This is a genomic window from Salinimicrobium soli, from assembly GCF_048323655.1.
Lineage (GTDB): Bacteria > Bacteroidota > Bacteroidia > Flavobacteriales > Flavobacteriaceae > Salinimicrobium > Salinimicrobium soli.
On sequence record NZ_JBLUWW010000002.1, the window covers coordinates 74,087 to 95,252 of the forward strand.

Genomic DNA, 21,166 nt, shown 5'->3' on the forward strand with positions numbered 1-21,166 from the left:
TAATTGGTTCCAATAAAAAGCTAGTGTAAACGGTTATTATAAAAAAAGATAAAATGACCTTTAAGAGGTCAAGGGAAATATTTCTTTCGTCCGTTGAGATATTATTACCAATTAGATTTTTTGGGAGTGAAATTTTTATTATACCAGATCGATGCCTCTTTTAAGCCTTTTTTTAAATCAACATGTGGACAATATCCAAGAAAGGACATTGCCTTATCAATTGAAGCTAAAGAATGCGGTATATCTCCCGCGCGATTTGGTCCGTGTTTTATCTCTACTTGAGCTACTCCCTGGTCAAAATCTGACAAATACATCTTAAGTAATTGAGCTAACTCAAGTAAATTAGTTCTACTCCCTACAGCTGTATTATAGACTTGATTTAGAGCATTTTCATTTTCGGTGGTAATAGCTAGCAAATTCATCTGCACCACATTTTCTACATAAGTAAAGTCCCTGGAATAGGTGCCATCACCGTTGATAACCGGGCTTTCATGATTCATTAACTGGATTGCGAATTTTGGGATCACTGCCGCATAAGCTCCGTTTGGATCTTGTTTTCTTCCAAACACATTAAAATATCGTAAGCCTATTGAATCTAATCCATATGTTTTATTAAAAATATCTGCGTACAATTCATTTACATATTTTGTAATGGCGTAAGGAGAGAGAGGTTTTCCTATTTCATCTTCCACTTTTGGAAGTTTTTCTGAGTCTCCATAGGTAGAGGAACTGGCTGCGTAAATAAAACGTTTAACACCTGCATCTCTTGCCGCTACAAGCATGTTTAAAAAACCTGATACATTCACCTCATTACTGGTGATGGGGTCATTGATGGAACGTGGAACAGAACCAAGTGCTGCTTCATGTAGGATGTACTCTACACCCAGGCAGGATTTGTGACAGGTTTCCAGATTCCTAATGTCACCCTCCAAAAGAGTGAAGTTGGGGCTATTAAGAAACTCCTCTATATTTTCTCTTTTTCCCGTAGCGAAATTATCCAGACAGATAACCTCAGCATTCAGGTTGAGTAAAGCCTCGCAGAGATTAGATCCAATAAACCCAGCACCACCTGTAACAAGTATTTTTTTACCTGCTAATTTCTTGAATTGTTCTTGCATTATAACTTCCCGTTTACTTCAGCTAAAATTCCTTTTACGTCATAAACCACTGCATTTTGACTCCTTAAAGGGTTGAGGTCCATTTGAAGGAATTCTTTATGTGCAACGGTCAAAACCATTGCGTCAAATTTTTGATCAGGTAAGGAAGTAATTGTGCTTAATCCATATTCATGTTTCACCTCCTCAGGATTGGCAAGAGGATCATATATAGTGACCTTAGTCTCGTACTGTTGCAATTCTCTCACTACATCAACTACCTTTGTATTTCGAACATCGGGACAATTTTCTTTAAAGGTGATTCCCAGTACCAGGACATTCGCGCCTTTTACCTTGATATCATTTTGGAGCATTAGTTTAATAACTTCGGAAGCTACATATTGACCCATGGAGTCGTTCATGCGTCTTCCGGCCAGAATGATTTCGGGATGGTATCCGAGCTCCTGAGCCTTCTGTGCCAGGTAGTATGGGTCCACGCCTATACAATGTCCGCCAACCAGTCCTGGTCTGAATGGTAAAAAGTTCCATTTAGTACCAGCAGCCTCCAGAACATCGTTGGTGTCGATGTCCATCTTGTTAAAGATCTTCGCCAGCTCATTTACAAAAGCGATGTTGATGTCGCGCTGAGAATTTTCGATCACCTTGGCGGCTTCGGCTACCTTAATGGTTGGGGCAAGGTGAGTACCGGCGGTGATCACGCTTTTATAAAGGTGATCTACTTTTTTTCCAATGTCAGGGGTGGAGCCGGAGGTCACTTTCAAGATTTTTTCTACCGTGTGCTCTTTGTCTCCCGGGTTTATTCTTTCAGGAGAATATCCCACAAAGAAGTCCTCATTAAACTTTAGGTTGCTGAATTCTTCCAAAACAGGAACACACTCTTCTTCAGTTGCACCGGGATATACTGTAGATTCATAGACCACAATATCTCCTTTCTTCAAAACTTTCCCAACACTCTCGCTGGCTTTGTATAGCGGAGTAAGATCAGGTCGGTTGTTCTTGTCAACCGGAGTTGGAACTGTGATGATGTAATAGTTGCAGTCCTGGATGTCACCCAGGTCGCGGGAAATGTAGAGGCCTGTTGTGGGTTGTGAGTTGTCAGTTGTCGGTTTTGCCTCCTGGGAGTTACCATTCAATCGTAGTGGCTTTTCCCAGTGTCCGGCAATAGCCAGTTCTTCCACCTCCTTAGGCATTTCAATTGGCAGCGGATATTTCTTTAGTAATACCTGCTGCAGAACTTCGTCTTCCACCTCAAGAGTGGAGTCGTGTCCTTTTTGAAGTTCTTCTACCCGTTTGGCATTGATGTCAAAACCTATTACGGGATATTTAGTAGCGAATAGTCGGGCCAGGGGTAGGCCTACGTAGCCAAGGCCTATTACTACTATTTTAGGAGATTCTGTGTTCATGGTACAAGATTAGCTGTCGGGAATTTTCAAATCAAAAGAATCCCGAAGATGTTTATTCTAAAAGTTTGGTGATTTTTTCCGGAAATTCCGGCTCCCTACACCTCCGGTAAGGAGGACGTGAAGTATGTTGGGCATTCTAATTTATTTTTCCTGCTTGAGTGTAGGGATGCTCTTACAGGGGGATTGGTCAATTTGGGGTTGGTGATTGGGGATTGGTTAATTTGGGATTGGAAATTTGTTTCTTACTAAAAACTATTCCGTTCGCCATTTGCCATTCTCCAATCCCCACCCACCTGTGGTGGGCCCTCCTTTGCCAAAAGCTTCAGAGGACAGGCACGGCTTCGCCGTTCTGAGTCCCAGTTACTTGCGGAAACTCAGTCGATAAAAAGATAAAAATGTCCGGTAAACGGCTGATTTTCATCTTGCGAGCTGCAAATATATTCTTAAGAATTACGCTTTAGCAAGTTTTAAGTGTTAAAATCCTTAAGTTTTTATTAACAGCATTTTGTTTATCGCAAGAAAACGATTGAGAAGAGCAATAATTTTTACGGAAAACCGTAAAATCCTATCTTTTTGTAAGAATAATTCACTAATGAACTGTTAATAATATTTTGTAAATGAGGGGATTGGGATTTTTTCCTACAAGAATGTTTAATTGGGGAATGGTTAATCGGGGAATGGTTAATTGGAGAATGGGGACTGGGAATTTGGTGATTGTAAATATCAGATTAAAATTCTTTTTTTTTGCCACGAATGCACGAATGTTTCTCTTTCAGGTTGCAGGTTGCCTGTTGCGGGTTCCAGTTGGGGGTTGCAGATTTCCAATCGTGAGTTGTCAGTTGCTTGTCCGCCGAAGCTTTAGCGTAGGTGGGTCGGTTGTGAGTTGTCAGTTCTGAGTTAGCGGTTCTCGGTTTTCAGTTCTCAGTTGTGAGTTGTCGGTCCTCAGTTTCTGGTTGTGAGTTGTCAGTTTGAGAAGTGTGCTGGCCTAATTAGAGGGACCGTTTTTATAAGTTGGTACGGCAAACGAGTTAACGGAAAAAAGCATACAGAGATTACCGGAATTCTCCGCCTCCCTTTAGGGCCGGGGTAAAGCGGAGAGTTGTGGATTGCAGGTTGCAGGTTTCCAGTTCTCTTTTAATTTTTAAATCTTAAATCTTAAATCTTAAATCTTAAATCTTAAATCTTAAATCTTGAATCTTGAATCGTGGATCTTGAATTTTGAATCTTGGATCCGGAATTTTTCTTCCCCTTTAGGTGTGCCGGGGTGGAAGGAAAACATCAATGGACAATTAACAATAAGCCCATGAGATCTCTGTCGGGATGACAATAGAGTTAACAGCTAACGGCTAATAGTTAAGGGCTTTTCCAAGAATATCACTTCATCACAAGGTCACTACTTCAACAGAGATCCCTCGTCAGCTTATGCCACTACCGTTGCACAAGCTTCTGTCGGGATGACAATAGAGCCAACAGCTAACGGTCAATCCTCCTTCGCATGGCTTCGGTGGACAGGCAGCTCACGGCTTTTTCCAGAAATATAACTTCATCACAAGGTCACATGATCACAACATTACAAGGTCTCAACTTAGAGATTCCTCCTTCGTCGGAATGACAACAGAGCCAACGGCTAACAGCTAACGGCTAAAAGCCATAAAAAATGAACATTCTATATAATTAAGAAATAGCTTCTGAAGTCCGCACATTGACCACCATTCCCAGGCTTTGAAGAACAAGTTTTAATCTTTTTTTTCCCACTTTCTGAACAACTGCCTGCTGCCCCTTAAAGCTTCCGCCTGCAACAGTGATCTTGTCGCCGGGAGTAAGGTCACTCACATCGACTTCCTCCACCCGGTCATCTTCGAGCCACTTTTGAATGGTCTCTATTTCAGCGTCGCGAATAATGGCAGGTTTGCCTAACCAGAAGATATACTGTACAACTCCGGGAACGTCGAAGACTTTTCCGCGGTCCTTTTCATTAAGCTTCACAAAAACATAGGATTTAAAAAGGGGAGTGGTCACCTTTTTCTTGCGGTCGCTCCATTGGCGCACTTCGGTGGCCACCGGGCAATAGGTCTGAATGTCGAGCTCTTCAAGCCTACTCGCTACCTTTCGCTCCCAACGCGGTTTTGTGTACAGGGCATACCAGTTCATTGCTTCTTTTTCCAATCTTGTCTCGGGTAGGGTGTGCACGAAGAGTGCCGAGCTGTGAACTGCAAAATTAAGCTTTTGGTAGGAGGTTTGAAAATACTTTTCTGTAGTCTTTATAATTGAGACCAAATCTTAGATTAAAACTCTATTTTTTGTCACGGACCCGCCTGCCGGACGGGCAGGTGCACGAATGTTTCTTTTTCACGTTGCGGGCCTGCCCGCCGCACGAAAAACATTGTGGTTTACGTCTTTGCGAGTCCGCCTAAGCGGACGAAGCAATCTGTTGTAGTTGAAGATGAATCTGTGGCTGAGTTAGAGCTGTCATCCATAATTTTGAATCCGTTTTCCAAGTTTCACACAAAGAACACAAAGGTTAAAATTAAGCTCATAAAGAGTATTAGATTGCGAGCAGGAATGTTTCAATTCATAAAGTCAATTCCCAAGAGATAGATTGCTTCAGTCGTCCCAAAGCTTCGGGACTCCCCTGCCGGCCGGCAGGCGGGTTCGCAATGACGTAAAGAAGCAACTCACCTCGCCTGGCTTCGATGAGCAGGCGGCCAATAGCTGATAGCCCAAAAGCTTTTCAACATACGCATCCTTCATATCAGGATCACTTCGTCACTACGTCACAGTTGTTGAATCTTGAATCTTGATTTTTGAACCCGGAATTTTTCTTCCCCTTTAGGGGCAGGGGCTGAACGGAAACACAATGAACAATAAACAAAGATCAATGATCAATGATCAATTATCAATGCACAACCTTAGTAGCCAATGGCTAATAGCTAAAGGCTAACAGCCAAAAGCTAACAATTAACAGCTTCACATGATCATCACAGGTTCACTGCAAAGAGATCCCTCGCCAGCTTATGCCACTACTGTTGCACAAGCTTCTGTCGGGATGACAACAAAGCCAATGGCTAACGGCTAACTGCCAACAGCTTTACACCATCACTCCGTCACTCCGTCACTCTGTCCTCCATCACAACATTGATCCCGGTAAAGAACAACTCAAAACTCCCATTCTTGTTCTTGTGGGTCTTGGCGATCTTGAGTCCGTTGAAGTCTTCGTAGTTTTCCCAGCTGGCCGGAAACGGGTTTTCCCTGCTGCCACCTGATAAATAAATCCATTCCCTGATCATTAGATCCTCTCCAAAATAGATCTCATACATATCGCCCGGGGTATAACCGGCTCCTTCCGGATACTTCACGGTCACCATCTGCATTTCATTCCCACTGATAGGCGCGGTTGCCTTTTCGGAATATTCATACTCCATGTCATCCCATGCGAGGTGAAACGGAAATAACAACCAGTATTGATCATTGATGAACCGCTGATCTACCCATTCGTGGCGGTCTGCTTCAGACTTATGATCGTAGGTTATAGTACTATCCGGAGTGGTCAAGGTCACCATGTTCGTTTTAGGTTCCCAGGTCCATTGCCGGGAAGTTCGGAGCGTATCATTGGCTTTGACGTTAAAGGTGTATTGTAGTTCTTTTACCCGATCAAATACCTCAAGGCCATTGGCCTTTGCTATTTGATGGGTGATGGGGATTTCTTTTTCAGGTTCGTTTTTGCATCCGAGTAAGGAGGTAGCCAGAGCGAGCAGGAGAAGTATTTTTTTCATTTTGGTTGGTTTGAGCAATGAATTTAATCTTTTTTCGGGAAATGGAGTAGTGTGATGATATGATACTGTGAGGAAGTGATCTTGTTAAAGGATTCCTTCCCATCAGGGGAACAAGGGAGGACGGTTGCATGTTGCCTGTTGCACGCTGCCCTCCAAAAACATTAAGGTTTACGTCTTTGCGAGTCCGCTTTAGCGGACGAAGCAATCTGTTGTGGTTAGTGGTGATCTGTAGCTAAGTTAAAGCTGCTCCTGGATTTTGGTTCTGTATCCCAGATTTCACACAAAGATCACTAAGAAAAAAGTTAAGCGCACAAAGAGTCTTGCCATGCGAGCAGGGTATTTCTTTTTATAAGGGTATTCAGAATCTTCTTGATAAGCTTTTTCGGCTCCTTTTAGGGCTGGGGTAAAACGAAAAAGCTCCCAGCGGCAGGCGAATCTGTGATTGGTTAGAGCTGCTCTTCAATTTTAGATATATATCCAAGATTTCACACAAAGAAAACTAAGAAATAAATTAAGCTCACAAAGAGTCTTTAGGTTGCGAGCAGGAGTTAATTTGGTTCTATTTCTTTTGATAAAGTCAATTCCCAAGAGATAGATTGCTTCAGTCATCCCGAAACCTAGGACTCCCCTGCCGGCCGGCAGGCGGGTTCGCAATGACGTGATCAAGCCAACTGCTAACAGCCAACAGCTAATGGCTAACAGCTTTTTTTCCAACTTCTCAACTCGTACTTCAAATCGCTTTCACGCTCATTCCACCATCGGCTACTATGTTTTGTCCGGTGATGTAAGAGGATTTGTCCATGGCCAAAAAGGCAATAATGGAAGCCATTTCTTCAGCTTTGGCCACCCGCTTCAACGGAGTCATATTCAGGATGGATTTTAAGCGATCTTCCTGTTCCAAAACACTTTGAGTTAGTGGGGTGTGAGTGTACCAGGGGGAGACGGCGTTAACCCGAATCTTATCTGCTGCCCATTCCACGGCCAGGCTGCGGGTCTGTTGCAGGAGGCCGGCTTTGGACATGGCGTACGGAGTGCCGGAACCCACATCCTGAGTGGCGGCCGCAGAGGAAACATTGATGATCTTTGCATTGCCCGAGGCTTTAAGTAAAAGGTGTAATTCTCTAGAAAGGGCGAAGGGGGAGACGAGGTTGATCTCCAGTACCTTCCGGAATTCTTCTTCAGAATATTCATGGGCTCTTTTCCGGATATTGATCCCCGCATTGTTCACCAGAATGTTCAATGAACCCCAGGTGTTCTCTACATATTCCATGACCTTCTGCCGGTCTTCAGGTTTGGTGACATCAGCTACCATGCCTTTTACCTTGTACCCCTTTGCGAGCAACTCATCCTGAAATTTGATGATATCTTCCGCTTTTCGGGCGGTAAAAAGGACCTCTGCCCCCAATTTCAGGAATTCCAATACACTGGCCCTTCCTATTCCTTTTGACCCTCCGGTGATAACGGCCTTCTGGCCTTCAAGATTCCACATGTACTATTTTTTTAATTCTGAAACGCCAAAACATACGAATGGCTGTTACTGATCCTAACAAAGGTAAAGATTACAAACCATCCTAAATATAGGTAGATCAGGTTTTACCATAAGATCAATAAACAGCCATTTTTCATTATCTGCTATAAGCTTCTTCCGGTAAGCAGTTTATAAATGATCAGGATCACTGCGATTACAATCAGGATGTGGATAATGCTACCCAGGTCGGGGAAGGCAAAGTACCCGATCAACCATCCAATGATCAGTAAAACGATAATAAGCCATACCAAGTCTCTCATAATTTAGGATTTGTGCAGTTATTCACTGCTGGTTAGAGTTTATATGTTGAAGTCAATTTTATGTGACGGTAAGTGTTAGATTATCAATTTTTTAACCTGGTTTCATCAAACTATCTAATAAATGTACAAAAGCTTTTGAATTTCACCTGCTGCTTTAACGGAGGTTTAACCAGAACAATGATCAATGAGCAATTAACAATGAACAATTATCAATTATCAAGAAACGGAGGTGAGAGGTCAGAGGATAGGGGGAGTCACATAAATGAGGGCTTTAAATTAACTAGCAAACTTCTAAAAAAGGTCAATTCTATTTAGGACTCCACAACACAACCGACAACTCATAACTGCCAACGGCTAACCCTCCTTCGCTAAAGCTTCGGCGGGCAGGTAGCCAACAGCCAATAACTCCATCACTCCATCACTCCATCACTCCGTCACACCATCACTGTTTCACCGCTTCACAATTAAAATTCGTATTTTCGCTGCCAAGAATTTTTAAATGCAGCATTCCAAAAATATTGCTATTGTAGGTTCCGGACTGGTAGGGTCGCTTCTGGCGCTTCACCTTAAGAAAGTCGGACATACTATTACCGTCTTTGACCGTCGTCCCGATGTGCGCCTGGTGGAATTTTCAGGTCGGTCCATAAATCTTGCTATGTCTAACCGCGGGTGGAAAGCCCTGCGGGAGGCCGGAGTGGAGGAGGAGATCCGGAAGCTGGCCATTCCCCTGTATCAAAGGGCTATGCACGTGGACAACGACCCGGTCTACTTTCAGAAATACGGAAAGGAAGGTGAAGCCATTTATTCTATTTCCCGCGGAGTGTTGAGCAGGAAGATGATCGACCTGGCGGAAGCTGCCGGGGTAGAATTCCGTTTCGAGGAAAAAGTATGGGATGTTGATCTTTCCGAAGCCAAATTATACACTGGAGAGAGTGAGAAAGGGGAGTGGAAGGAGTATGATTTTGACCTGATCTTTGGTGCCGACGGAGCTTTTTCCCGCGTGCGACACAAGATGCAACGGCAGAGCAGGTTCAATTATTCCCAGGATTTTATTGATGTGGGCTATAAGGAATTGCGTATCCCGCCTAATGAAGATGGTTCTTACCGTCTCGATAAAAATTCGTTCCACATCTGGCCACGCGGCAATTTTATGTTAATCGCGATGCCTAACCTGGACGCCAGCTTTACCTGTACGCTGTTCATGCCTTTTGAAGGAGAGATCTCTTTTGAGGCGATCAATTCCGGAGAAAAAGCAGATAATTTTTTCAGTGAACATTTTCCCGATATCAAGGACGAGATCTCCAATCTCACCCGCGATTTCATGAAGAATCCCACCAGTGCCCTGCTTACCGTAAAATGTTATCCGTGGACCTATTATGATAAGATTGCTCTTGTTGGAGACGCCGCACACGCTATAGTTCCGTTCTACGGACAGGGTATGAACGCGGGGTTTGAAGATATTTCTTTCCTGAGTGAGCTGCATCAAAAGTATGGCGATGACTGGGAAAGCATTTTCAGGATCTATCAGGAAGAGCGCAAACCCAATGCGGATGCTATTGCTGAACTCAGTTACCGGAATTTTCTGGAGATGAGCAGCAAGACCGCAGATCCTGATTTCCTGCTGCGGAAGAAGATCGAAAAGCACTTTGCCACCCGACATCCTGAAAAATGGACTCCGGTGTATTCGCGAGTCACTTTTTCTGAAAATCCTTATTCCGAAGCCTTACAGGAAGGCGACCGGCAGGCGCGTATCATGGATGAGATCATGCAGCTTCCCGGTATTTCTGAAAAATGGGACTCTAAGGAAGTGGAAGATCGCATCCTGGAGCTGTTGAAAGGGAAGTAAAGTTGCCGGTTGCAAGTTGCCGGTTGCCGGTTGCGAGTTATGAGTTGTCGGTTGCTTGCCCGCCGAAGCTTTAGCGTAGGTGGGTCGGTTGTGAGTTGTCTGTTTTCAGTTCTCTTTCAAACCTTCAATCTTAAATCTTGAACTCGGAATTTTCCTTCCCCTTTAGGGGCGGGGGCTGAACGGGAATTGTTGAAGGTTGCCTGTTGCGGGTTGCGAGTTTCCTGTTTTCAGTTCTCTGTTGTCAGGCTGAGCCGCCGCAGATTCTGCGGCGAATAGTCGAAGCCTTTCTGAATCGCTAATACTGAACCCTGCCTTCTTCTCGATACTGTTTCCTTCGCTATCGCTCATGAAACACTCGAAGTGACGGCATAATAGCCAAAAGCCAAAGGCCAAGAGCCAAAAGCTTTTTCCATCACAGGGTCACTTCGTCACAACATCACTACTTTCAAAGAGATTCCTCCTTCGTCGGAATGACAATAGAGCCAAAAGCTAACAGCTAATAGCTTTTTCATTAATCCTCCTCCCCAAAATCCGGGTCGGGATGGAGTTGTAAGCTCTCGTATACAGATTCTACGCTCTGTTTGTCCTCTACGAGGATAACAAGAGTGTCATCAGCCTCGATCTGAGTGGTGCCGTTAGGGGTGAGGAATTTTCCGTTTCGGGAGATCATCGCAATGATGGCTTTCCGCGGAAAGTGTAAGTCTACAATACGTTTTCCCACCGAGAAATTATCCGGAGGAATAGTGATCTCACGAATAAGCGATTTTGTACCGTCGTTCAAAAACGCGTCAACAGGAGAGACCTTTTTTACCTTTTTTGGAAGGGCTACATGAAGCCATTTCGCCACCACCGATAAAGTTGTTCCCTGTACAATTACAGATGTCAGTGAAACAAAGAAGACAATATTGAAGATCATATGTGCCTTTTCAATTCCGGCGAGCAGGGGATAGGTAGCAAAAACAATCGGCACTGCACCCCGTAGTCCTACCCAAGACAAATACCAGCGCCTGCGGGTCTTCATCTTGAACGGGGAAAGACTGAGCCATACCGCCAGCGGCCTTGCGACCAAAATAAGGAATCCTGAGACCAATACGCCAAGACCGAGAATGGGTACAATATCACTCGGAAAGACGAGCAGTCCCAACGTAAGGAACAGCACGATCTGCATCAGCCAGGCGAGTCCGTCATAGAAACGGATAATGGTTTTTTTGTGAATGAGGTCACGGTTCCCAAGATATACTCCGCTGAGGTAGACCGCCAAAAAGCCATTTCCGCCAAGCCTGTCTGTAGCTGAGAAGGTTACGAACATAAGAGCGATCGCCAGTACCGGATATAATCCTTCAAAGTCGAGGGTGATTCGGTTTATGATAATTTTGCTAAGCTTTCCGAAGAGAAAACCGAGTGCTGCACCTATCAGGATCTGCTGCAGGAACAACGGCAAAATAGAAATGAGCTCCTTATCCTGGTTCACCACCAGCCCCAGAAAAGCAATAGTGAGAAAATAGGCCATAGGATCATTACTACCACTTTCCAATTCAAGCGTAGGCCGAATATTAGCTTTTAAAGCTAGGTTCTTGGAACGCAAAATAGAGAAGACCGCGGCAGCATCTGTAGAGGAAACGATGGACCCCAGCAACAGGCCTTCGTAAAAAGTAAAATCTGTGATCGCCCACACGAAAGTACCAACGGCCAAAGCGGTAAAAAGCACTCCGAGGGTGGAAAGGGAGATCCCATGCCAGAGGACGGGTTTGATGCTACGCCAGTTAGTGTCGAGCCCTCCCGAGAAGAGGATAAAGTTCAACGAAACGATCCCGATGAACTGTGCCAGCTGCGGATCGTCAAAATGGATTCCTCCAATTCCTTCAGAGCCTGCCAACATCCCCACAGACAGGAAAAGGATAAGGGTGGGAACCCCGAATTTATAGGAAGTTTTTCCCGCCAGAATACTGATCAGCAATAAAAGCGACCCGATCAATAATACATTTTCGGTGGTAATGTCCATACGGCAAAGAAAGCAAACTTTGTATAAAATGTCCTGTTAGTGGCTGCTTTCCTTTAACAAGTGCGGAAATTTTTTCTTGAACTTCTCTATACGCGGAATGGAAACATTGCGGATGTATGGATCATTCGGGTGCAGGCGTTCGTAATCCTGATGATAGTCTTCTGCTTTCCAGAACTTCTGAAACGGCAATACTTCAACTGAAATTGCTTTTTCGTACTGGTTAGCCAGTTCCTTTATCTTCTGCTCAATGACCTGTTCCTGTTCCCGGTTCTGGAAAAGGATAATGGAGCGATACTGCGATCCCATGTCGGGACCCTGTCCGTTCTTCTGGGTAGGGTCCATAGAACCAAAGTACACGTCTACCAGGGTGGCGTAATCGATGACCTCCGGATCATAGATCACTTCTACTGCTTCAGCATGTCCCGTTCTTCCGGTATTGCTTTCTTCGTAGGTGGGATTTTTGGTATGTCCTCCCGAATATCCCGAAACGGCTTCTTTAACTCCTTTCACGCTTTCAAAAACGGCTTCTACACACCAGAAACAACCGCTCGCAAAATATGCTCTTTTAAGTCCGTCCTGCGCCGGAACCTCTACGGGATCGGCATCAGCCAGATCGGGCCGGATCTCGTTTTTTTCCGAATTATTTCCGCAACCGGTAGTGAAAGTAAATAATATGGATAGGGCAACTAGTAGTTTCATTCTTCGTCTCTTTTATAGGTTCCTTCAAGTGTTTTCTTTCCTAAAATGGCATAATCAGTGGCAATTTCTCCGCCGGAAGCAAATCCTTTCCAATCCAGTTTAGCACTACCATCTTCATGAAATTCTAGGGAAGCCACCGGGGTGTCCCTGTCAAAATCTGCCCACGGCATTTTTTTCTCACGATCATCATCACGGGACACATCTACAAAATAAATATTAGCTGTATTGTCACCTGTTCTTTGGACGCGGGCTGTGATAAACATGCGGTCCTTCTCGATACACCATTCCGTTGGCTTGTCAAAATCGATCTCAATACAGTTACAATTGCAATCTGCAGCGGGCTTGTCTTTCACCAGTTTGCGGTATCGGCCTTTTAAGACCGCCACGGGCGCTTCGGGTTCTACCTCTGTCTGTACGGCCTCTCTTTCCTTCTGAATATTTTCGGGAGGAACATTTTCTGATGTTTCAACTTCCTGCCGGTCCATTGAAGAAGCCCTGTTCTTGTCGTTACAGGAAACAAGAAGACCAAGCAGCAGAATTATTATACCAAATTTTTTCATAATGCAGGTTTTAACCTTTTAAAGGTAAGTTTTCCAGAGGTCTTTTATGTGAAAGCGGTGTTAACGGATTTTTCCGGTTGCAGGTTGCAGGTTGCATGTTGCATGTTGCATGTTGCAAGTTGCGGGTTGCCAATTTTCGGTTGTGGGTTGTGGGTTGTCAGTTATCACTTTCCTGCCGATTGGTTGGCATTTGGTGCTTGGAATTTGGTACTTCAATTTTTCTTCACCTTTAGGGGCGCCGGGGTTGAACGGTGGCGGGTTGCGGGTTGCTTGCCCACCGAAGCTTCAGCGTAGGAGGGTCAGTTGTCTGTTGTGAGTTGTGGGTTGTCAGTTGAGGTCGAACGGTTATCGGCTGTAAGTTGTGATTCTTCAATGGGGGAATCGGAATTTTAAATTTTGAATTTTGAACCAGGGAATTACTTCCCCTTTAGGGGCGCCGGGGTCGAACGGTTGCCGGATGCTGGTTCCTTGTCATCCCGACAGAGGCTTTTTCGACGACAGGAGAAAGAGACGACGAGGGATCTTATAGTTAGTCATCAAAACCATAAACCGAGAACTATAAACCATGAACCTTGAACCCTGAACCCTGAACTCCGAACAACAAAAAACCCCTCACTTTCGTGAAGGGTTCTGTATCTTAAAAAATGACTTTTCCTTAGAAACTCTGGAAAAGTTCATTCATTTTTTCTCTTTCTTCCTGTGCCAGTTCCTCATCAACAAGGATTCGACCACTGTGCTCGTCAGTAATGATCTTTTTGCGGCCGGCGATCTCCATTTGCACCTGTGGCGGAATGGTAAAGAAAGAACCTCCGGAAGCACCTCTTTCGATCGGCACTACGGCAAGACCGTTCTTAACGCTTCCCCTGATCCTTTTATAGGCAGTTACCAGGCGCTCTTCGATCTGCTTTTCGTATTCCTTTGATTTTTCGATCAGCGCTTTTTCCTCTTTTTCAGTCTCTGCAAGGATCTCATCAAGTTCGCTCTTCTTGTGATCCAAGTGTTTTTGGCGCTCTTCCAAACGTTCTTTAGTTTGTTCGATCACTTCTTTCTTTTGATCGATCTGTGCGCGATATTCTTTGATCTGCTTTTCAGCCAGCTCTATTTCCAGTTCCTGGAATTCAACTTCCTTAGAAAGAGCATTGAATTCACGGTTGTTGCGAACATTCTTTTGTTGTTCAGTGTATTTCTTGATCGCTGCCTTAGCATCTTCAATTAAATTCTTTTTGGTGCTGATCTCCTGATCGATCACCTCAAGATCGGCATCCATTTTTTCCAAACGGGTGTTTAGGCCTGCTACTTCATCTTCTAAATCTTCTACCTCCAATGGAAGTTCACCTCGTACATTTCTGATCTCATCCACGCGGGAATCAATAAGCTGAAGGTCGTACAACGCTCTTAACTTCTCTTCTACAGTAACATCGGATTTTTTTGCCATAGTTAAAAATACTTGATAGGATTGGTATCTGTGTTTGATAAAACGATTGCAAAATTAGCAAATTTTTTCTTAAGATAAGAACTGAGCAGGTTTTTTGTGTACTGCTCACTTTCGTAGTGTCCAATGTCTGCCAACACCAGTATTCCCTCAGCTTTGTAGAAGTCGTGATACTTAAGATCTGCAGTTAGAAAAATATCTGCTCCCGCACGCTTCGCATTTTCGATCGCAAAGCTGCCACTTCCGCCCAAAACAGCTACTTTTTTTACAGGTTTATTAAGTAAAGCCGAATGCCGGATGCAACCGGGGCCAAATACCTGCTTTACCTCTTCCAAAAAGGTCTTTTCTTCCACCTCTTCCGGAAGCTCTCCCAGCATTCCTATTCCAATATGCTGATTGTTGTTCTCAAGACTGGTAAGCTCATACGCGACCTCCTCGTAGGGATGTGCTTTAAAAAGGGCATTTAGAACAGCCTTTTCCAAATGCTTTGGGAAAGTTATCCCTATCTGGGTCTCCTCTTCAAAGTGCGTTTCTCCTTTCTTTCCTATCACCGGATTAGAATCTTCATTTCCTTTGAATGATCCACTGCCGTTGACATTGAAGCTGCAATTGTCATAATTCCCTATGCTGCCTGCTCCTACAGCAAATAGAGCCTCCCGCACCTCATTGGCTGCTGCTTTTGGAACAAAAGTGAGCAGTTTTTTGATAGTGCTCTGCTGCGGCACCAGTACCCGGCGGTTCTGAAGATTCAGTTTTTCGCAGATCATATCGTTCACCCCTTTGAAATGATTGTCAAGCGCCGTGTGAATGGCGTAGATAGCTATGTCGTTCTTAATGGCTTTTAGCACGGTACGTTCCACGTAATTGCTGCCGTTGAGGCGCTTAAGTCCGGAAAAAATGATGGGATGGAAGCTAACGATCAGGTTACAGTTCTTTTCTAGGGCTTCGTCAACTACCTCTTCAAGGGTGTCCAGGGTCACCATGATTCCGGTGACTTCCTGATCCGGAGAGCCGGTAAGCAATCCTACGTTGTCAAAGTCTTCAGCATAAGCTAAAGGAGCCAGTTCTTCGAGGGCAGTAGTAACATCTTTTATGAGCATAGTAAGGTCTTTTTTCTATTTTCTTAGCTCTCTTTTCTAGTGAAAAGAGCTAGAAAGCTTGAAAAGTACTAATTTCGCTGGTATGTTAAAAGCCCGAAAACTTCTTTATCCTTTTTCCCTGCTCTACGACGGGATCACCACTCTTCGGAACAAATTCTATGATAATGGCATTTTTGAGTCCCAAAGTTTTGATCTTCCGGTCATTGCGGTAGGTAATTTGAGTGTGGGCGGCACGGGAAAATCTCCCATGGTGGAATACCTGATGCATCTGCTGGAGGAGCAATACAGGGTGGCGAGTCTTAGCCGGGGGTACAAAAGGAGCAGTAAAGGATTTTTGTTGCTTAACGGAAAGGAATCTGCAGCCGAAGTAGGGGATGAGCCCCTGCAGTTCAAGCTTAAATTTCCGCAGGCATTGGTGGCGGTCGATGAGAAACGGGCACACGGGATCAAAGAATTGCTTAAGCTGAAGACTCCTCCCGAAGTGATCATTCTTGACGACGCTTTTCAACACCGGAAGGTAAAAGCCGGATTTTATATTCTGCTTACTTCATATTCAGATCTGTACTGTGATGACCTGGTGCTGCCGGCAGGTAACCTTAGGGAATCATCTACAGGGGCTAAGCGGGCAGACGTTATTGTTGTCACAAAATGTCCCATTGGGCTTTCTCCTAAAGAACAGGAAACCCTCAAAAATAAGCTGCAGATCAAAAGAGGCCAGCCGGTATTCTTTAGCAGCATAGCCTATAGCAAGGAAATTTTTGGGGAAGCTGAACCTCTTCCCTTAAAGGAGCTTCAAAAAAGGCATTTTTCGCTGGTCACCGGAATTGCAAATCCAAAGCCATTACTTGATCACTTGCAGAAAGAAGGATTGAAATTCGAACATATCGCCTATCCCGATCACCACAACTTCTCAACTTCAGAAATAGAGCAGCTGCAGCAGAAGGAGCTAATACTTACTACCGAAAAAGATTTCGTCCGACTTAAAGAATACATTCCTGCAGATAAGCTGTTTTACCTGCCTATTGCGACCCACTTCATCGGGGACCGGGAGAAATTTGAGGAAGCTATCTTGAGTTTTGTGGCACAACAGAAATAAGTGTTGGTGTAAATAAAGAGCAAAAAAAAATGAGACCGTGGAGAGTCTCATTTTTTATATCGGCTAATTCAAACTATCAATTCAATAACTTGATGTTAGCCTTATCTCAAACCCTGTGCCATAAATTAGACTGATGCTTTTTCTTGGCTCAGATATTTATTGATCTTTTGGAAGAATTCCTCTGTTTTATAGGGTTTCGGGATGATATCATTAAATCCGTTAAGGTAGAATTCATCTAAACTTTCTTCTAAAGTTACCGCGGTGAGGGCAATAATCGGAATAGTTTCGTTGAATTTTCTTATCTCCCTTGTTGCTTCAATTCCGCTGATCCCCGGCATGTGAATGTCCATCAGGATGAGGTCAAAATGGTTGTTGGAGACCTTCTCGATCGCACTCGTACCGTTATCCGCAACATCACAGATCACCTTGTTCTTCTCAAGTATCTTGCGGGTTATCATCTGGTTGATCTTATTGTCTTCCACAATAAGGATCTTCTTATTGTGCATGATATCATTAGAAAGTGGCTCAGGGATGGCATTGGAATCACTGCCCGGTTCCTGAGGGGCGGCCGGTTCAAGGGCTTCGAATTTAAGCTCGAAATAAAACAGCGAACCTTCTCCCAATTCACTTTCCAGGTGGATCTCACTATCCATCAAATTCAGCAGGTTCTTTACGATCGATAATCCAAGTCCGGTACCGCCGAACTTCCTGTTGATCTGCAGACTTCCCTGGGTAAAGTTCTCAAAAATGGCTTTTTGCTTCTCTTTGCTGATACCTTCTCCCGTGTCTTCGATCTCGAACTTAAGCAGTACCTGTTTCCCGGTCTGGCTCAGCCTTTTTACCCGCACCCATATGTCACCGTCTTCAGTAAATTTGATGGAGTTTCCAATAAGGTTGATGAGGATCTGCGAGATCTTTAATGGATCTCCTTTTAATTTCTGCGGAATGTTAGGATCAAATTCCAGATGCAGTTTGGTCTTCTTGTCTTCCGCTGAATTTTTCAGCGCTACCAGTACATCGGTGATCCGCTTCTGAAGGTTAAAAGAACTCTCCAACATTTCCACTTTTTTAGCCTCCAGTTTGTTGAGGTCCAAAATGTTATTGATAAGAGACAACAGGTATTCTCCGGAAAACTTCAGGGAATTGAGGTGTTCTTTCTGATTTTCGGTCGGGCTTTCTTCCAGCAGCAGATGGGTGAGACCCGTTACCGCGTAGAGCGGAGTCCGAAGTTCGTGAGTAATAGTGGAAAGGAACTGAGCCTTTGCCAGGGAAGCTTTTTCAGCATTTTCCTTGGCGGTCACCAGTTCAGAATTCTTTTTCTGAAGCAGATCATTCGCTCTCGCACGAAGGTTGTTGTTCTTGTAAAGCGAAAGCGTGAGCAGCGAAAGAATGGTGATCAAGGCCACACTCAGGATGGTGGTGAGTTTGTTGACCTTCAGGGTGCGTTCATTCTCCTCATTCTGTTTGCTAAGCTCGTTCATCATGTTCTTCATGGCGTCAACCCCATAGCGGGCGCTGGCATCTGAAGTGATGGCTTCTTTATTAAGATCGTAGAGGGAATTTCCTAACCGGGTGCTTTTTTTCAGGTAATCATACGCCTGCTCAAAATTACCGGCATCCTCATGGATCTGGCTCAGCAGACTGTATGAAAACATGGTCATGCTTCGGAAGTTATTCTCCTGTGAGATCTCGAGGCTTAACTGTGCATTTGCAAGGGCTTCGTCATATTCTCCAAGTAACTGGTGCGACCTTCCGCGGTAATAATAAAGTCGGGAGAGCTCATATTCGTTCTTGGTTCCGGCGAGTTTTTCTTCGGCCAGAGAGAAATATTTTAGAGCTTCTTTTGGATCTCGCTCAACGTTGAGATAAAGGATCGCCCGGTTGAGGTCTACAACGCCAACCCCTTCAGTATTATCGAGTCTCTGGTAAATATCTCCTGCAAGATTGAGATATTCTTCGGCTCTTTTTAAATCTTTCTTGGCAATGAAGATCTTTCCGTAGTTGACATAGCTATACGCCAGTCCGGGTTGATCGTCAATACTTCGTTGAATGGAAATTGCCCGTTGGAGCTCGGTGGCTGCCTTGTCGTTCTCGTGCCGTACGTAATACAGCTGGGCCATGATACTGCTGGAGAGAGCCGTGAGTCGCGGATGGTCAATAGTACGCGACAGCTCAAGCGCAGTGTTGAGCTGCTTAAGTGCGGTGTCGAGGTCCATGCTGTTGATGGATTCCTCAGCATCGCTTAACAGCTGCTCGATAGTGGCATTTATTTCTTCGATCTCCTGTAGGTTTTTTTCCTGGTGGGCGTAGGAAAAGGAAAACACAAGAAAAGCCACTACGCATAGAATTATTTTCTTCATTGGGGACGTAGCTAACTGAGGATAAATATAATTATTTATTGCTAACAAGGGAAATTAAATCAATCAAGCGGCTGGAATAGCCTATTTCATTGTCATACCAGCCTATCAATTTTACCAGATTCTTCCCGACTACCGAGGTCATCTGAGCGTCAAAAATGCAGGAATGGGGATTACCATTTATATCGATGGAAACTATAGGATCTTCGGTGTACTGCAGGTAATTTTTCAGTTCTCCTTCGGCCGCTTTTTTGAAAGCTGAATTGATCTCCTCAATGCTGGTGGGACGGGAAACGTGCAGGGTCATATCGGTAAGAGAGCCGTTGGGTACAGGTACCCGAATTCCGCAGCCGCCAATCACCTCACTCAGCTCCGGAAAGATACTCGTGAGAGCTTTTGCTGCACCAGTAGTAGTGGGTACAATAGATTGGCCTGCAGCTCTCGCCCGACGCAGATCGTTATGAGGCTGGTCGTGCAGACTCTGGTCTGTAGTGTAAGAGTGAACGGTAGTGATATAGGCTTCTTCCACGCCGCAAAGTTCATGCATGACCTTCAGCATGGGCGCGGCATTGTTCGTGGTACAGGAGGCATTTGAAATAATGTTCTCTGTGCCATCCAGAATATTTTCATTCACGCCAAGCACCACCATTTTAATACTTTCATCCTGTGGGGGTACCGACAGGATCACCTTTTTGACTCCGCTCTTGAGATGTTTTTCCAGTTGTTCCCGGGTCTTGAATTTTCCCGTGCTTTCCACAACCAGGTCAACTTTGTGAAGGTTCCAGGGAATATCTTCCGGAAATTGCTCATTCAGCACAGGGACCTTGATGCCATTCACCTCAATTCCGCTGCCATTGGCTTTCACTTCCTCTTTAAGCACGCCGTGAATACTGTCGTATTTTAGAAGATGGGCAAGGGTGGGAGCGGGCGCAAGGTCATTGATGGCCACTACCTCAATGGCAGGGTGCTGCAGCAGCAGCCGAAAAAGATTGCGACCAATCCTGCCAAATCCGTTGATGCCTATGCGGACCTTCTCCTTCATATTTACTTCGGAAGTGTTCCCTGCCGTCATTTAGGTAAGGTGTTTCTGAGCTTTATAGGAAGAGCGAACGAGCGCGCCACTTTCAACATGACGGAACCCCATTTCCAGGCCGATGGTCTCGTATTTCTTAAATTGTTCGGGAGTGATGAACTCGTGTACCGGAAGGTGTTGCTTAGAAGGCTGCAGGTATTGACCAATAGTGACAATATCCAGGTCTACAGCTCTCAGATCTTTCAAAGTTTGAATAACTTCTTCCTCAGTTTCTCCCAAACCAAGCATGATCCCTGATTTGGTTCTTTTGATACCCTGTTCTTTTAAGTATTTCAATACCTGAAGGCTGCGTTCATACTTCGCCTGTATCCTTACTTCTCGAGTGAGCCTTTTTACAGTTTCCATATTGTGGGAAACGATTTCCGGATTCACTTCTATGATACGGTTGATGTTGCGTTCTACTCCCTGAAAATCGGGGATAAGGGTTTCCAAAGTTGTTTCAGGACTCATCCTTCTGATGGCCTTTACGGTCTCCGCCCAGATGATGGATCCCATGTCTTTCAGGTCGTCGCGGTCAACACTGGTGATCACGGCATGTTTGATCTGCATCAGTTTAATAGAACGGGCTACTTTTTCAGGTTCATCCCAGTCTACTGTTTCAGGCCTTCCGGTCTTTACTCCGCAGAATCCGCAGGAACGGGTACAGATGTTCCCAAGGATCATAAAGGTGGCTGTTCCTTCACCCCAGCACTCTCCCATATTGGGACAGCTTCCGGAAGTACAAATAGTGTGAAGGTTATATTTATCTACCACTCCCCGCAGTTCGGTATACTTTTTACCGGTGGGAAGTTTTACCCGCAACCACTTGGGTTTAGGGGTTCTTTTGGCAGTGATTTCTGTTGTTTCCATAGAAATTTTTCTTGGCCGCAAAGATACAATAAATAGGGGAATTGCATAAAAAG

General features: G+C 44.6%; 16 protein-coding genes. 2 read left to right on the plus strand and 14 right to left on the minus strand.

Features of this window, described 5'->3' with window-relative positions; all coding sequences use genetic code 11:
* Positions 1–104 precede the first annotated feature (104 nt).
* From ACNORC_RS05920 to ACNORC_RS05945, 6 genes are all read right to left on the minus strand, one after another.
* The gene (locus ACNORC_RS05920) at positions 105–1,118 is read right to left on the minus strand and encodes an SDR family oxidoreductase (protein ID WP_418334704.1); all 1,014 of its coding nucleotides are present in this window, start codon (positions 1,116–1,118) and stop codon (positions 105–107) included.
* A complete protein-coding gene (locus ACNORC_RS05925; RefSeq protein ID WP_418334705.1) occupies positions 1,118–2,518 on the minus strand; it encodes a nucleotide sugar dehydrogenase in 1,401 nt (466 codons plus the stop codon). The genes ACNORC_RS05920 and ACNORC_RS05925 overlap by 1 nt, the downstream gene beginning before the upstream one ends.
* Positions 2,519–4,192: 1,674 nt before the next feature.
* Positions 4,193–4,795 (minus strand): UpxY family transcription antiterminator, encoded by a 603-nt coding sequence (locus ACNORC_RS05930; protein WP_418334706.1) that lies wholly within the window; start codon positions 4,793–4,795, stop codon positions 4,193–4,195.
* An 827-nt stretch (positions 4,796–5,622) separates the two neighbouring features.
* On the minus strand, positions 5,623–6,291 hold the full coding sequence (locus tag ACNORC_RS05935; protein WP_418334707.1) for a hypothetical protein: 669 nt from the start codon (positions 6,289–6,291) through the stop codon (positions 5,623–5,625).
* Between the two features lie 730 nt (positions 6,292–7,021).
* The gene (locus ACNORC_RS05940) at positions 7,022–7,780 is read right to left on the minus strand and encodes an SDR family oxidoreductase (protein ID WP_418334708.1); all 759 of its coding nucleotides are present in this window, start codon (positions 7,778–7,780) and stop codon (positions 7,022–7,024) included.
* A 143-nt stretch (positions 7,781–7,923) separates the two neighbouring features.
* Positions 7,924–8,079 (minus strand): lmo0937 family membrane protein, encoded by a 156-nt coding sequence (locus ACNORC_RS05945; RefSeq protein ID WP_029038389.1) that lies wholly within the window; start codon positions 8,077–8,079, stop codon positions 7,924–7,926.
* Between the two features lie 499 nt (positions 8,080–8,578).
* Here ACNORC_RS05945 and ACNORC_RS05950 point away from each other — a divergent pair, with 499 nt between their 5' ends.
* Positions 8,579–9,925, plus strand: coding sequence for an FAD-dependent oxidoreductase (locus ACNORC_RS05950; protein WP_418334709.1), 1,347 nt, complete (start codon positions 8,579–8,581; stop codon positions 9,923–9,925).
* A 511-nt stretch (positions 9,926–10,436) separates the two neighbouring features.
* Here ACNORC_RS05950 and ACNORC_RS05955 read toward each other — a convergent pair.
* From ACNORC_RS05955 to ACNORC_RS05975, 5 genes are all read right to left on the minus strand, one after another.
* Positions 10,437–11,927 (minus strand): potassium/proton antiporter, encoded by a 1,491-nt coding sequence (locus ACNORC_RS05955; protein ID WP_418334710.1) that lies wholly within the window; start codon positions 11,925–11,927, stop codon positions 10,437–10,439.
* A 36-nt stretch (positions 11,928–11,963) separates the two neighbouring features.
* Complete coding sequence (gene msrA, locus ACNORC_RS05960) at positions 11,964–12,626, minus strand: peptide-methionine (S)-S-oxide reductase MsrA (protein WP_418334711.1); 663 nt, start codon at positions 12,624–12,626, stop codon at positions 11,964–11,966.
* The gene (locus tag ACNORC_RS05965) at positions 12,623–13,186 is read right to left on the minus strand and encodes a hypothetical protein (RefSeq protein WP_418334712.1); all 564 of its coding nucleotides are present in this window, start codon (positions 13,184–13,186) and stop codon (positions 12,623–12,625) included. Before ACNORC_RS05965 ends, msrA begins: the two co-directional genes overlap by 4 nt.
* 655 nt (positions 13,187–13,841) lie before the next feature.
* Positions 13,842–14,621, minus strand: a complete 780-nt coding sequence (locus tag ACNORC_RS05970; protein ID WP_418334713.1) for a zinc ribbon domain-containing protein — start codon at positions 14,619–14,621, stop codon at positions 13,842–13,844.
* Between the two features lie 2 nt (positions 14,622–14,623).
* Positions 14,624–15,718, minus strand: a complete 1,095-nt coding sequence (locus tag ACNORC_RS05975) for a Nif3-like dinuclear metal center hexameric protein (RefSeq protein WP_418334714.1) — start codon at positions 15,716–15,718, stop codon at positions 14,624–14,626.
* A gap of 82 nt (positions 15,719–15,800) precedes the next feature.
* Here ACNORC_RS05975 and lpxK point away from each other — a divergent pair, with 82 nt between their 5' ends.
* Entirely contained in the window at positions 15,801–16,814 is a 1,014-nt protein-coding gene (lpxK, locus tag ACNORC_RS05980) for a tetraacyldisaccharide 4'-kinase (protein WP_418334715.1), read from the plus strand.
* Positions 16,815–16,939: 125 nt separating this feature from the next.
* Here lpxK and ACNORC_RS05985 read toward each other — a convergent pair whose 3' ends face one another.
* The 3 genes from ACNORC_RS05985 to lipA are packed head-to-tail and all read right to left on the minus strand — an operon-like array spanning position 16,940 to position 21,113.
* Positions 16,940–19,174, minus strand: a complete 2,235-nt coding sequence (locus ACNORC_RS05985; RefSeq protein WP_418334716.1) for a hybrid sensor histidine kinase/response regulator — start codon at positions 19,172–19,174, stop codon at positions 16,940–16,942.
* 31 nt (positions 19,175–19,205) lie between these two features.
* Positions 19,206–20,243, minus strand: a complete 1,038-nt coding sequence (gene gap / locus ACNORC_RS05990) for a type I glyceraldehyde-3-phosphate dehydrogenase (protein WP_418334717.1) — start codon at positions 20,241–20,243, stop codon at positions 19,206–19,208.
* Positions 20,244–21,113: a lipoyl synthase gene (lipA, locus tag ACNORC_RS05995; RefSeq protein WP_418334718.1), complete on the minus strand. Its 870-nt coding sequence runs from the start codon at positions 21,111–21,113 to the stop codon at positions 20,244–20,246.
* Positions 21,114–21,166 lie beyond the last annotated feature (53 nt).

Coding starts and splice junctions, on each gene's coding strand:
- ACNORC_RS05945 (WP_029038389.1), bottom strand. CDS start 8,079: ATGAGAGACTTGGTATGGCTTATTATCGTTTTACTGATCATTGGATGG.
- ACNORC_RS05935 (WP_418334707.1), bottom strand. CDS start 6,291: ATGAAAAAAATACTTCTCCTGCTCGCTCTGGCTACCTCCTTACTCGGA.
- gap (WP_418334717.1), bottom strand. CDS start 20,243: ATGACGGCAGGGAACACTTCCGAAGTAAATATGAAGGAGAAGGTCCGC.
- msrA (WP_418334711.1), bottom strand. CDS start 12,626: ATGAAACTACTAGTTGCCCTATCCATATTATTTACTTTCACTACCGGT.
- ACNORC_RS05965 (WP_418334712.1), bottom strand. CDS start 13,186: ATGAAAAAATTTGGTATAATAATTCTGCTGCTTGGTCTTCTTGTTTCC.
- ACNORC_RS05940 (WP_418334708.1), bottom strand. CDS start 7,780: ATGTGGAATCTTGAAGGCCAGAAGGCCGTTATCACCGGAGGGTCAAAA.
- ACNORC_RS05955 (WP_418334710.1), bottom strand. CDS start 11,927: ATGGACATTACCACCGAAAATGTATTATTGATCGGGTCGCTTTTATTG.
- ACNORC_RS05925 (WP_418334705.1), bottom strand. CDS start 2,518: ATGAACACAGAATCTCCTAAAATAGTAGTAATAGGCCTTGGCTACGTA.
- lpxK (WP_418334715.1), top strand. CDS start 15,801: ATGTTAAAAGCCCGAAAACTTCTTTATCCTTTTTCCCTGCTCTACGAC.
- ACNORC_RS05920 (WP_418334704.1), bottom strand. CDS start 1,118: ATGCAAGAACAATTCAAGAAATTAGCAGGTAAAAAAATACTTGTTACA.
- lipA (WP_418334718.1), bottom strand. CDS start 21,113: ATGGAAACAACAGAAATCACTGCCAAAAGAACCCCTAAACCCAAGTGG.
- ACNORC_RS05975 (WP_418334714.1), bottom strand. CDS start 15,718: ATGCTCATAAAAGATGTTACTACTGCCCTCGAAGAACTGGCTCCTTTA.
- ACNORC_RS05985 (WP_418334716.1), bottom strand. CDS start 19,174: ATGAAGAAAATAATTCTATGCGTAGTGGCTTTTCTTGTGTTTTCCTTT.
- ACNORC_RS05970 (WP_418334713.1), bottom strand. CDS start 14,621: ATGGCAAAAAAATCCGATGTTACTGTAGAAGAGAAGTTAAGAGCGTTG.
- ACNORC_RS05950 (WP_418334709.1), top strand. CDS start 8,579: ATGCAGCATTCCAAAAATATTGCTATTGTAGGTTCCGGACTGGTAGGG.